Genomic DNA, 13,006 nt, shown 5'->3' on the forward strand with positions numbered 1-13,006 from the left:
AATGTAGGTAAGGGGTGAGAAAATGTTTCTTTCGTCTAAAAAGAATACAAAAACAATCTGTTCTATTCCGGAGTTTATCCACACTATGAAAGAATCCAGTGATTTCGTGTCTTATAACGTAGTAGACGATGGAACATTGTGTTTGTTTTATTATAAATCTACAGCCGAATCACTCCTCATTAATCGATTCATTTTAACACCTATTAAAAGAGAATTAGATCACATTGAAAATATAAGTGATATAGCAAATATCGTCACACTTGAGGAGATTATCACTGGCCCTACTATTGATGACATTCGTGAAAAATTATTAAGCGGGTATGTACTTATACAACTAAAAAATGATTCTCCCTCAGCAGAATATGCACTTATTCGTGCTGAAAGTTCAGTTTTAGGTACACGGTTATATAACGATACAGAAAATGAATATAGTGTAATCGGTCCAAAAGTTGGATTTGTTGAAAATATTGATACAAATATACACTTACTTCGCCGAAATATTGTCACAGAACAATTAGTTTTCAAAGAAGTTATAGTTGGTTCTATATCAAAAACAAAAGTCGTAGTTGCTTATATCGAAGGTATTACGAATGAGCAGCACGTTAATACTGCGATGCAGCGCCTACAAGACATTGACTTTGATGTTCCTTTCGATGCAACTATGATTGAACAGTTTATTAGCGATAATAGTAACTCTCCCTTCCCTGTTTTACTACCTACAGAGCGGTTAGATCGATCCGTGTACGCATTACTGAATGGAGGCGTTGTCATTTTAACAGACGGTTCACCTTACGCATTAGCTGGACCAGCGACATTACTCGATTTCTTCGTCTCTCCAGAAGATTATTATTTACCATGGATAGCAGGCTCATTTCTTCGAATGGTTCGCTTTTTCGGAGCAGCATTCTCGCTATTTTCATCAGCTATTTATACAGCTGTATTAACGTATCACTATCAAATGATTCCTGCGGATTTACTAGGTCCGATTATTTTTTCAAGAGCTAATGTACCGTTTCCGCCCATTTTAGAAGCACTTTTTTTAGAAATCACAATCGAATTGCTCCGTGAAGCTGGAGCACGATTACCTACAAAAGTTGGACAAACAATCGGCATCGTTGGCGGGATTGTAATTGGCCAAGCATCTGTTCAGGCTGCTTTAACGAGTACCATTTTATTAATTGCAGTTGCTTTATCAGCACTCGCTTCTTTTACAACACCAACTGTAAAAATGTCTTCTACTATCCGGATACTACGATTTCCACTTATTCTTTTAGCTGGTGCATTTGGAGGCTTAGGTCTCATTGTAGGATTCGTATTCATATTAGCTCATTTAATTCGCTTAAAATCACTTGGATCACCTTATTTATTACCTTTATATCCATTTCGCGGTTTAGGGACAGCCGAAGGCCTCTTTCGCTTGCCATTTAGTCAAACTGCAGGACGTGCCTCTTTTCTAAGACCAAAAAAGAAATGGCGCTATGATCCAAACAAAGCGAAAGAAAAACATGATGGTGAAGAGAAATGAAAAATACTTTATTATGCTTTTCCATTATCATTTTAATTTTCCAATCCGGCTGTACACAACCAAATATAGTAGACACACAGCGAATTATTCATGTAGGTGGATTTGATATAACGAAAGATAAAAAATTTCGCGGGACGATTCTCTATCCCGATTACACAAGAGGCGTGCAATCAAAGCCTCAAACTCAATCAACAACTGCAGGTACCATTGAAACAATATCTTCACTTCTAAACGCCAAATCACCACATACGATCGCTGTAGGTCAAATGCGTGTTGTCCTATTTGGAAAATCATTTGGTGAACGTGGAATTGGGGATGTTATTAACAACTTACAACGTGATCCTAATATTGGCCGAGATGTGCAACTAGCGCTTGTAGATGGTTCAACAGAAGAATTACTTAAACATGTCAAAACGAATGGATCGCTATATCTATCTGATTTACTGGAGCAAAATATAGAAACCGAGACAATCCCTCGGACAGCTTTAAATATTTTTTTATATAACTTTTATTCATCTGGATGCGATCCATTTCTTCCTTATATTAAAGTTGATGAAGATCAATCCGCTTCCATTAAAGGACTTGCTTTTTTAAAAAAGGATAAAGTGGTTATGTACACAGATAAAAAAGGATCTTTTTTATTAAAATTACTCATTAATCCAACTAAAAATGGGCGTTACGAAGTTCCGATACGTCAAGGTAAACATAAAGGATTGATCGCTACTCAAAACTTATCTGGAAAAAGTTTTTGTTCTCTTTCCCAAAACGGTGACATTCCGAAAGTTAACATCTACTTAAAGTTAAATGGACTTATAAAAAATGCTCCCGATTGGCTCGATTTAGCAAAGAACGAAAATATAACTTACGTAAAAAAACATGTAGAAAAAACGCTTGAGAAGCATTTAAACGAATTAATAAAACAATTCCAAGAAAAAGAAATCGATCCAATAGGTATACGAGAAGAAATTCGTAGTCATTCAAGAAAATGGACTATACAACAAATTCAAGAAATGTACCCTAATGTAGACGTTGCTGTTCATGTGCAAATCAATGTCGTGCAATCTGGTATTGGAGAATAGTGAGGTGCTATAGTGACTGAACAAGATAAAACACATACTGTTTCCCCTTATTTCACATTCCTTCTATTACACTCCCTTCAAATCGGAGTAGGTGTGTTAGGATACCAAAGAATTATTGCGCAATATGCCGGTTATGATTCTTGGATTTCCCTTATTGTCGCTGGTATTGCAACTCATATCGTGTTATTTTGCATGCTTAAAATGTTAGAAAAAGATAATGATTTAATGAATATTCATACGACATGTTTCGGAAGGTGGATTGGAACATTTTTTTCCGTGTGCTTTGCTGCATATCTTCTATTATTTTGCCTTACTGTTCTTCGTACATATATTGAAGTCATTCAAGTTTGGGTCTTTCCTACAATTAAACCGTGGAAATTAACGTTATTATTTTTACTCGTAACATATTACGTAATAAAAGGTGGATTCCGCTCTGTAACAGGAATCTGTTTTTGGGGCGTCATAATACCGATTTTCGTACTATTTTTCTTAGTTTTCCCAATGAAATATGCACATGTCCGTAACATTTTCCCAATTCTCACTCATTCACCTTTAGACATTCTAACTTCAGCGAAAGCATCTGCATTAGAATTTCTTGGCTTTGAAGCAATCCTTATCTTTTATCCATTTATTAAAAAAGGAAAATCCTTAAATAAATGGGCACATAGCGGTATTGCTTTTACAACCATTCTATACGTAATATTAGCGCTTGTTTCCCTTATGTACTATAGTCAAGGACAACTACATCATACAATTTGGCCAACATTAACGATGCTAAAAATTATTAAGGTTCCTTTTATCCAAAGGTTTGAGTACATTATTATTTTTTTATGGTATCTTATTATTTTACCTAACCTTTGTTTAACAATTTGGTCTTCTTGTTGCATTTCTAAGAAATCTTTTCACATACCATTTAACATTACACTGCCATTTTTTATCGCAGCTATATTTATTTCATCCTTGTTTTTCACAAACCGTGAAAGTATCAACACATTAAATACAGTACTGTCTCAAGCTGGGTTATATATTGTATACGCTTATATCCCAATCTTATTTCTATTCCATTCACTACGATGGCGCTTCAAAAATAAGTCGAAAAAATCTTCTCCCGACACCCCATGATATTTGATACAATTTTATTAATACATTTGTAAAGGGGACAAGCGAATGAAAAAGTATGTATTTTCTTTACTCGTAGTACTGAGCTTAATTCTTACTGGATGCGGGAGTACTGGTACAGATGAAAAAAAATCTTCTGAATCAAAAGAAGATCATGACCACGCATCACATACTCAGCAAGCTGACATTCAAGAAAAGACAAAAGGAGTCGACACACTTCCGGCCTTCCTAGACAAACTTGATCCACAAATGAAAGACATCTATACTGTCGCTGGACAAAATGCTGAATTATTGGATTGGATTCCTTGTTACTGCGGTTGTGGTGAAAGTGTAGGACATAAAAATAATAAAAATTGCTTTATTCGTGAAATCAAAAAGAATGGTGAAGTTGTTTGGGATTCCCATGCAACAACTTGTGTAAATTGCTTAGAAATCGCAGTTGAATCTGCTTCGATGAAACAAAAAGGAAAATCAACGCTTGAAATTCGTAATTATATTGATAATAAATACAAAGAAGGATATGGGAAACCAACACCTACGCCAATGCCAAAAGCTTAAAAAACGAGGAGACTCCTCGTTTTTTTTCTTTTCATTCACTTTTTTTCTTAACAAATTCTTTCAAGTGTATTTCTCCTCGCTTATCACACACTATATATAACTCTTCGGTAAGGAGGGTAACACAGTGCAAACATATAACGACTATGACAAAGCTCTCTATTACACGTATTGCTGTAATTGGGATAAACTACTCGTTTTAATGGTTCAAACGAATGATCAACTATTTTCTAAGCGTATTGAACACTTTTTACACGCTTATCAATACAGTAAAGAATTGCCAGAAGTTGACAAACAATTGCAGCTCCTATTTCAATATATTGACCATGCATCCCAAAAGTCACATGTAGAAGAAGTAGTAGAGCAAATTCAAATGTAAAATATAGCGCTATTCTCTCTTAGAGAATGGCGCTTTTTTGAACATTTTTATATCAATAAAAGTTTCCTTTTACAAAACTTTTATTGATAAACATATTTTCTCTTTCTTTTCTGTACTACTTCATACTATAATTTAGTATGTAACTATTATAAGTGAGGTATAAAATATGGGACGAGAAAAAAAGCAAGAGTATGCTTTATTTACTGCATGGGGAGCTTCTTTTATTGCTACGCTAGGTAGCCTATACTTTTCCGAAATCATGAAATTTGAGCCTTGTGTCCTTTGCTGGTATCAACGTATCTTTATGTATCCATTCGTTTTATGGCTCGGCATTGCTGTAGTAAAAAAAGATTATCGTATTGCAAGTTATTCCTTACCAATTGCAAGTATTGGTGCTTGTATTTCTTTATATCATTATGCAATTCAAAAAGTTTCAGCACTATCAGCTGCAGGAGCAGCTTGCGGACGCGTACCTTGTACGGGAGAATACATAAACTGGTTCGGCTTTGTGACAATCCCGTTTTTAGCTCTTATTGGCTTTATCACAATCGCTATTTGCAGCTTTATTGTAATTAAAAACAAATAAGGAGATGAAAGAATGAAAAAAATGCTTATATTTGGCGGTATTATTATCGTCTTATTTGCAGCAATTTTCGCTGTAACACAAATGGAAAAGAAAAACGTATCAACAACTGAAAAAGATTACTACACAAACAAAATTTCTCTTGAGAATCTCAATAAAAATATAGAAGATAAAAAAGAAGAAACAGTATACTTTTATCAAACATCTTGCGTTCATTGCCAAAAATTATCTCCTATCGTAGTACCAATGGCTAAAGACTTGAAAGTTGATATGAAAGTTATGGATATTGAAAAATTAGATGCTCCTTGGGATGAATATAAAATTAAAGGTACTCCAACAATCATTCATTTTAAAGATGGTAAAGAAGTGAGCCGTATTAGCGGCGAACAACCGGAAGACAAATTAAAAGAGTGGCTTGAGCAAACGAAAAAATAATGAGAAAAGGAAACTCCTTCTATACATGAAATGCGTGTAAAATCCCACACTAATGTATAAGGAGGGGGTTTTATGCCAGAAGTGAAATGCTCTGTTTCCAATTGCTCATTTTGGGGACAAGGTAACCTTTGTCAAGCAAGTGCAATCGTTGTTCAACCTGATGCACAAGAAGCAGGTCAAATTGAAAACAGTTCGTATATAAGCGCTGCTTTAACAAACGGGACGCTTGAAAGTTCTGTAACAACGAGTGTAGAAACGTGTTGTCATACATTTAAACCGAAATATTAAACGTAAAAGCATACGATTAGTCGTATGCTTTTTTACATTCCCCTCCAAAAATCATGCATCATAAAAAAGTACAAAATAACGAGAAGGACCGTCCCGCATAAAGTAATGCGTCGATATACACTCTTCTCCCCTTCCCTCGCTTTAACAAATGCCCAAATAAATCCGACGAACAATATTAAATCAACATATGGAACATAAAAGGAGAAGACGAGTAACGCATATACATACACGATAAATAAACAAGTCGTGATTAAGAAAATTTTAAATGCAAATTCACTTTTCATAATGTGACCGCCCCCCAGTCTGTACTGTATTATATTCAGCAAAACATAATAGTTGCTGTTTCAATTTTTTCATTTCACTATTTGCAGGCACACGATTGGTATGAAATCATTAAAACCAACTAAACTTCATCACAAATAAGCTACCGCCTATACACGGTAGCTATTATGGAACATTATATTTCCTTTTATATATGTTACTTAAAATCGAATAAGGTAATTGCTCATAACGAATTTTTTCTGCCGTTTCCTCTACAATATACAAATTGTTTCCTATATAATAGGTTCCATCTTTTCGTTTGGAATACACTGCGTATTTTTCAGTTGGCAATACCGTTTTCACTTTCGTTAATTGTCCATTTGGTTCTTGCCAATATATATTTACACGATCTACTAACGTAAGCATTCCAATTTGTTCTTCTTCTACTTTACGACCATTCCAGCTCACAACACGATAACCAAGCTTATAAGCTTCATATTCGGGACTCGTATGAAAACGAGAAATAATTACTTTTGTCTGTAATTGTACCCGGTCGTATAACCATTGTATGTCCCGATCGTGCATGCGAATACAACCATTCGACTCCCGGCTTCCAATCGTTCCTTCACGATTTGTCCCGTGAATGGCATATTCCTTTTTATCCAGACCTAGCCATCTCGTACCGAGAGGATTATTCGGTGCACCCCCAGGTATTTTTTTACGATGGTATTCTTTATTTTTATATTTAGTTATAATACAAAAATCCCCTTCAGGCGTCGGGGTGCTATCTCTTCCTGTCGTTATCGGAAATGTTCTAGTATAGTTTCCATCTTCAAAAAAAGACAGCTGATTCGTCGTTAGGTTAACTAATATTAAATGATCTGTATTAGCAAAAACGCTAGCTGGCAGGCAGAAAAATAGGATTACGATAAACCATACTTTCTTCATCTAAATCCTCCCTAGCACTAACATCATAATAAAGTGAAACTTTACTCGGTGGGGGGTTTGTCCATCCCCCACTAAGTATTAGCCTTCACCACTCCCGCTATTTGCGGGCTGTTATCTCCCACCTAACTTCCTTGCATTCGCCGAATTTCGAGGTAGGAGTCTTACTGCCCGCAAATAGCGGGATAAATGCAATTAACTTTACTTTGCTCTTATAAATGAAAACTATCCATTCACAATTACTCCACCATTTACATGCATCATCTGTCCCGTTACATATGCCGAATCACTAGACGCCAAATATACATATGCAGGCGCTACTTCATACGGCTGACCAGGCCTTTTCATAGGAACATTACTCCCAAACTGTGATACTTTTTTCTCATCAAAACTGGATGGAATAAGTGGTGTCCAAATTGGGCCTGGTGCAACACCATTTACACGAATTCCTCTTTGTACTAACGACTGAGATAGCGATCTTGTAAAAGCGACAATTGCTCCTTTCGTTGCAGAATAATCAATTAACGTTTCATTTCCTTCATACGCAACGATAGATGCCGTGTTTATAATTACATCCCCTTGCTTTAAATGAGAGAGCGCTGCTTTTGTAACATGAAAATAAGAAAAAATATTAATACGGAACGTTTTTTCTAACTGTTCCGCTGTAATATACTCTAGCCCTTGCTGCGGATATTGCTGTGCGACGTTATTCACAAGAACATTTAAACTCCCCAGCTGCCGGGCGGTCTCTTCTACAATATCTTTACAATGTTGCTCATTACTTAAATCCCCCGGCAGCAATACACAATTCACGCCTTCTTTCTCAACGAATTGTTTCGTCTCATTTGCATCTTCGTCCTCATCTAAATAAGCAATCGCAATATTTGCTCCCTCTTTTGCAAAAGCGATGGACACAGCTCTCCCAATCCCACTATCTCCCCCTGTAATTAATACATTCTTTCCTTTTAACTTTTCGCTTCCTTTATAATTAGGATCTTCAAACTTTGGACGAGGATTCATTAACGATTCAATGCCAGGCTGTTTATTTTGATGTTGCGCTGGCATCGTTAAAAAGTTTTTTTGCTGTGGCATAACTTCCTTCAACTCCTTTTCCCTTATAATGTGCACAATATTAAAAACTACTTACACATAAAAAACCGCAATTCATGCTCATTTGCACGGTTAATATTCGAATTTAAGACATAAAATATGAATTGTTCTAAAGTTTTTATGCAAAACTATTGCAAAATAGTTAAAAAACGAATATTATATATAACTGTTGTGAAAATTATTCGTAAAAAGAAAGGATGTTTATATGTTTAACCTTTCAAAACATAAAACTTCTATTAAAACTGAAATTATGGCAGGTATTATTACCTTTTTAACAATGGCATATATCATTGTCGTAAACCCTGTCATCCTTGGGGATGCAGGCGTTCCATTTGAACAAGCATTTACAGCTACAATTATCGCCGCTGTTGTCGGAACATTATTTATGGCAATCTTTACAAACTTACCAATCGCAATTGCACCAGGTATGGGATTAAATGCTTACTTCTCTTATTCTGTTGTAAAAGCTCATGAAGGCATGACTTTCGCAATTGCATTCTCTGCTGTATTCGTAGCAGGTATGATTTTAATTTTGTTATCATTCACATCTTTCCGTACGAAATTAATGGAAGTAATTCCTGAAAACTTAAAACATGCACTTACTGCTGGTATCGGTCTTTTTATTGCTTTTATCGGTTTGCGCTTAACGGGAATTGTTACAAAAAATGATGCAAACTTAGTTGGGCTTGGCGATCTTCACTCTGCTCCAGTTCTACTAGCATTAGCTGGCCTTGGAATTACAATTGTCCTTATGTCTTTAAATATAAACGGGGCACTATTTATCGGAATGTTATTAACTGGTATTATCGCTTACTTCACAGGTCAATTAACATTCTCAAACGGCGTTACATCAATGCCTGGATTACCAGAAGGAATTATCGTTTCAAATCCAATTACTGCTGTATCTGATGTAATTAATTACGGATTATACGGCGTTGTGTTCTCATTCTTCCTTGTTACACTATTTGATACAACCGGAACATTACTTGGTGTAGCACAACAAGGTGGATTTATGAAAGATGGAAAGCTTCCAAAAGCAGGACGAGCTCTTCTATCTGACTCATTCTCAGCAACAATTGGAGCTATGTTCGGAACAACACCATCAACGGCTTACATTGAATCATCTGCTGGTGTTGCAGCTGGTGGCCGTACTGGTTTAACAACAATTACAGTAGCTGTTCTATTTGCATTAGCAGCATTCTTCGGACCGTTAGTGAGCGCTGTTTCTGGCGTTTCAGCTATTACAGCACCATCATTAATTATCGTTGGTAGTCTTATGATGGGCTCAGTTCGCCACATCGATTGGGATACGTTCGATGAAGCATTCCCAGCATTTTTAGTAATCTTAAGCATGCCACTGACATCAAGTATCTCAACAGGAATTGCACTTGGATTTATTTCATACCCACTTATGAAAGTGGCAAAAGGACAATTCCGTGCTGTTCACCCGCTTGTGTATTTATTCGGAATCTTGTTCGCTTATCAATTAGTTTTCTTACCACATTAAAATCCCTCATAAAGAGGGATTTTTTTACAAATAAAAAAGCCCCCCTCCAAATATAAAGGGCGCTCACAATTTCTAATACCTCTCATCTACCTGTAATTCTGTACTATACTTTTGAATGAAAACTGATGAAATAACCATCATCATTCCTACACTAAACCTAATAAGCTGGTCCAGTAGCATCTCATCATGGATGAACCAGCGAAGTAAAAATACACCACCAAAAATAAGTATCATAGTAAATCCAGTATGTCTAAGCCCCTTATATACATTTTCCATATGTATCACCTCTCCACAAAATTTTATCCATATTATACCATAACTAAAAAATATATATCTGCTTCTAAAATGGCATTCAGTTATAGATCAATAATAAAAAAGACTGCGGAGAACTTCTTCTCCACAGCCTAATACTTATTTTTGCAAAAACGCCTGTAAATCTGCAAACTGTCTCTTCGCATCTTCATAGCCTTGCTCATATAGATTTTGTAATTTAGCCGTATCCTTTTCCATACGATCTACTTGAAGCTGTACTTCTGGGCGAATAACAAATAAATTACCAGCTTGTTCTTCTTTTTCAATGTAGTGAAGTGTTTCATTATACACTTCATAACGAGCTAGCATCGTGTTAACAAGGTTCGGGTATTTTTTATAAGCTTTCGTTGCAATCCATCCAAATTTTGATTTTTTCTTCGCATAACCATGGTTTCTCGTCAAGATAACGACTGATTTTTTAAACCCGTCCGATTGTGCTTTACGAACCGGAATCGGATCAGAAATCCCGCCATCTAACAATTGCTTACCCCGGTAATTTACTGCCGGTGCAATAAATGGCAATGAACTAGACGCTTGCAATAAATTTAGCGCATCATCATTTGTTCCCTCTTTTTCAAAATAAATGGGTTGTCCCGTTTCACAATCCGTTGTTCCTACAAGAAAACGCTCTGGACTATTAAAGTATGTGTCAAAATCAAATGGGACATGCTTTTCTGGAATTTCATGAAAAATGAAATCCATATCAAATAATTGACGCTTTTTCCATAAGTTTTTATATGATAAATACTTCGGATGTGATGCATAATCAATATTTACTGTTTTATTTCTATTTCTTTGTCTGGAAAGATACGACGCTGCATGACAAGCACCAGCTGATACACCGATTACATATGGAAAATATAAGTCTTGTTCCATAAAATATTCTAGTATCCCGCCCGTATATACACCACGCATACCGCCGCCTTCTAATACTAATCCCGTATTTTCAAGCATGTTACTCTCTCCTCTTTATATATATTGACTCTTTAATTATTCACTATGTTAAGTATCTTTTTCTATTATATATGAGTTCTTTTAGAAATTATATTCAAAAGGCTTGAAAAAAAGAAAAATAGAGACTCCTCAACAATCCAGTCTCTATTTTAAGCTCTTTGATCAGCAACGATATGAATATCAATATACTTCGTTTGTCTCATAATTTCATTTACAATAGAACCTTTTCGTATTTCTTCCCACCGTGTTCTCGCCGATTGCCCGAGTAAAACTTGTGTCACCTGTAGTCTTTTTGCAACTTCGATAATAACATCAGCTGGCTTTCTTCCTTTCGCTTCTTCTAATACAAAGCTCGCCTCAAATTGATTCGTTAGCGATTTCCATTCTTCAATTATTTGCTTTTTCCCTGCTGAAAGGGAATCTATATTTTCCCTTTCTACATTTAAGACATACAATTCAGCGTTTAACCGATCAGCCATGCGCCATCCCCGTCTTATCAATTTCTCCGCTGTCGAACTATATTGCACACAAACGAGAATTTTTTCCTTTACACCAATCGGTTCTATAACTGTTTGGCTGATTTTCTCATCCATATCATCTGCAACTTCGCGAAGCGATAATTCCCTTAGTGCCCCTAAATTATTAAGCGTAAAGAAGTTTTGTAAGCTTTGTTGAATTTTTTCTTCCTTATATATCTTTCCATCTATTAATCTCTTCCTTAGCATTTCCGGCGTTGCATCAACGAGTTGAATTTCATTTGCTTTTTGCAAAATAAAATCCGGGATACGCTCTCTTACTTTTACATTCGTAATTTGAGCTACAATGTCATGAACACTCTCTAAATGTTGAATATTAAATGCTGATAATACCGATATGCCAGCCTCTAGCAATTCTTGAACATCCATGTAACGTTTTTTATGTTTGGAACCTGGTATATTACTATGGGCAAGTTCATCTACTACAACTACTTGCGGCGCACGCTTTATAATTCCTTCCACATCAAGCTCATAAAATACCTTTCCTTTATAGGAAATTTCTTTTAACGGAACTTTTTCTAAATCAGCAATTGCTTCTTCCGTCTCTATTCTCCCATGTGTTTCAATTAAACCAATTACAATATCAATACCATCTTTTTTCATTTCTCTAGCATCATAGAGCATCTTATAACTTTTCCCTACCCCTGGAGCAGCACCTACGTACAACTTTAACTTCCCGCGATTTTGCTGACGAATATATTCTAAATACTCTTCTGGCGTTCGCCTTTGAAACGTCGGTTTATAATCATCCGCATACAAAACACTCACAACCTTTCTTGCGAAACAACACTACCTCAATCCGTTAGATTGAGGTAGCACTGTTACTATTTCATTAGTTTCTGTAATTCTAAATTTAACTTTAAGACGTTCACGCGATCTTCTCCAAACAAACCGAGTGCAGCACCTTCTGTTTGTTCCTTAATCAATTGATTTAACTTTTCTTTCGGAATATTCGTTAATTTAGAGATGCGATCTACCTGCACAGACGCCGCCTTTGGACTAATGTCAGGATCAAGCCCTGAACCTGAATTCGTCACTAAATCTATCGGTACTTCTGTAACTGGAACGGTTGGATTTTGTTTCTTCCAGCCTTCAATACTTTTCTCTACTCGTTTCTCTAAATCTGGATTAGACGGTGCATAGTTATTTGAACCAGATGCTTCTGCTTTATATTCTATACTAGAGACACGTCCATGAAAATAACGTGGATCTGTAAAATTTTGACCGATTAATTTTGAACCAACTACTTCATCTTTATCATTATATATAAGACTTCCATCCGCATTATCCTTCATTACCGCTTGCGCAATACCGGTTACAATAAGCGGATATACAAGTCCACACAACACTAAGAACGTAAAAGTAATACGAATAATTGGTGAAAGTATACTTTGTTTTTTCGCCATCTTTTTTCCCCT

General features: G+C 35.9%; 16 protein-coding genes. 9 read left to right on the forward strand and 7 right to left on the reverse strand.

Annotation, left to right across the window (positions count from 1 at the left end; genetic code table 11):
* The first annotated feature begins 22 nt into the window (after positions 1-22).
* The 8 genes from ACE38F_RS23985 (at position 23) to ACE38F_RS24020 (ending at position 5,963) form a co-directional block, all read left to right on the forward strand.
* On the forward strand, positions 23-1,525 hold the full coding sequence (locus ACE38F_RS23985) for a spore germination protein (protein WP_215555306.1): 1,503 nt from the start codon (positions 23-25) through the stop codon (positions 1,523-1,525).
* Positions 1,522-2,604, forward strand: coding sequence for a spore germination protein GerYC (gene gerYC / locus ACE38F_RS23990; RefSeq protein ID WP_215555305.1), 1,083 nt, complete (start codon positions 1,522-1,524; stop codon positions 2,602-2,604). Before ACE38F_RS23985 ends, gerYC begins: the two co-directional genes overlap by 4 nt.
* Positions 2,605-2,616: 12 nt before the next feature.
* Entirely contained in the window at positions 2,617-3,726 is a 1,110-nt protein-coding gene (locus ACE38F_RS23995; RefSeq protein WP_375371112.1) for a GerAB/ArcD/ProY family transporter, read from the forward strand.
* Between the two features lie 45 nt (positions 3,727-3,771).
* Positions 3,772-4,281: a PCYCGC domain-containing protein gene (locus ACE38F_RS24000; protein WP_215555303.1), complete on the forward strand. Its 510-nt coding sequence runs from the start codon at positions 3,772-3,774 to the stop codon at positions 4,279-4,281.
* Positions 4,282-4,405: 124 nt separating this feature from the next.
* Positions 4,406-4,657 (forward strand): YhdB family protein, encoded by a 252-nt coding sequence (locus ACE38F_RS24005; RefSeq protein ID WP_002150460.1) that lies wholly within the window; start codon positions 4,406-4,408, stop codon positions 4,655-4,657.
* A 166-nt stretch (positions 4,658-4,823) separates the two neighbouring features.
* Positions 4,824-5,243: a disulfide formation protein C gene (locus tag ACE38F_RS24010; RefSeq protein WP_002116351.1), complete on the forward strand. Its 420-nt coding sequence runs from the start codon at positions 4,824-4,826 to the stop codon at positions 5,241-5,243.
* A gap of 12 nt (positions 5,244-5,255) precedes the next feature.
* Positions 5,256-5,675: a thioredoxin family protein gene (locus ACE38F_RS24015; protein WP_375371111.1), complete on the forward strand. Its 420-nt coding sequence runs from the start codon at positions 5,256-5,258 to the stop codon at positions 5,673-5,675.
* Between the two features lie 72 nt (positions 5,676-5,747).
* Positions 5,748-5,963 (forward strand): DUF1540 domain-containing protein, encoded by a 216-nt coding sequence (locus ACE38F_RS24020; protein ID WP_375371110.1) that lies wholly within the window; start codon positions 5,748-5,750, stop codon positions 5,961-5,963.
* Positions 5,964-5,995: 32 nt separating this feature from the next.
* Here ACE38F_RS24020 and ACE38F_RS24025 read toward each other — a convergent pair whose 3' ends face one another.
* The 3 genes from ACE38F_RS24025 to ACE38F_RS24035 form a co-directional block, all read right to left on the reverse strand.
* A complete protein-coding gene (locus ACE38F_RS24025; protein WP_078174067.1) occupies positions 5,996-6,247 on the reverse strand; it encodes a hypothetical protein in 252 nt (83 codons plus the stop codon).
* A gap of 163 nt (positions 6,248-6,410) precedes the next feature.
* The gene (locus ACE38F_RS24030) at positions 6,411-7,172 is read right to left on the reverse strand and encodes a L,D-transpeptidase (RefSeq protein WP_375371109.1); all 762 of its coding nucleotides are present in this window, start codon (positions 7,170-7,172) and stop codon (positions 6,411-6,413) included.
* Between the two features lie 222 nt (positions 7,173-7,394).
* Positions 7,395-8,261 (reverse strand): SDR family oxidoreductase, encoded by an 867-nt coding sequence (locus ACE38F_RS24035; protein WP_375371108.1) that lies wholly within the window; start codon positions 8,259-8,261, stop codon positions 7,395-7,397.
* 223 nt (positions 8,262-8,484) lie between these two features.
* On the opposite strand from ACE38F_RS24035, the gene ACE38F_RS24040 reads away from it, so the two are divergent.
* Positions 8,485-9,786, forward strand: a complete 1,302-nt coding sequence (locus ACE38F_RS24040; RefSeq protein WP_375371107.1) for an NCS2 family permease — start codon at positions 8,485-8,487, stop codon at positions 9,784-9,786.
* A 72-nt stretch (positions 9,787-9,858) separates the two neighbouring features.
* On the opposite strand, the gene ACE38F_RS24045 is transcribed toward ACE38F_RS24040, so the two are convergent.
* The 4 genes from ACE38F_RS24045 to kdpC form a co-directional block, all read right to left on the reverse strand.
* Positions 9,859-10,062: a hypothetical protein gene (locus ACE38F_RS24045; RefSeq protein ID WP_375371106.1), complete on the reverse strand. Its 204-nt coding sequence runs from the start codon at positions 10,060-10,062 to the stop codon at positions 9,859-9,861.
* Positions 10,063-10,197: 135 nt separating this feature from the next.
* Entirely contained in the window at positions 10,198-11,052 is an 855-nt protein-coding gene (locus tag ACE38F_RS24050) for a patatin-like phospholipase family protein (protein WP_375371104.1), read from the reverse strand.
* A 149-nt stretch (positions 11,053-11,201) separates the two neighbouring features.
* Entirely contained in the window at positions 11,202-12,356 is a 1,155-nt protein-coding gene (gene kdpDN / locus ACE38F_RS24055) for a KdpD-like non-kinase potassium sensor (protein WP_375371103.1), read from the reverse strand.
* A gap of 56 nt (positions 12,357-12,412) precedes the next feature.
* Positions 12,413-12,994: a K(+)-transporting ATPase subunit C gene (gene kdpC, locus ACE38F_RS24060; protein WP_375371102.1), complete on the reverse strand. Its 582-nt coding sequence runs from the start codon at positions 12,992-12,994 to the stop codon at positions 12,413-12,415.
* Positions 12,995-13,006 lie beyond the last annotated feature (12 nt).

The organism is Bacillus altaicus, assembly GCF_042136375.2.
GTDB classification, from domain to species: Bacteria; Bacillota; Bacilli; order Bacillales; family Bacillaceae_G; genus Bacillus_A; species Bacillus_A cereus_U.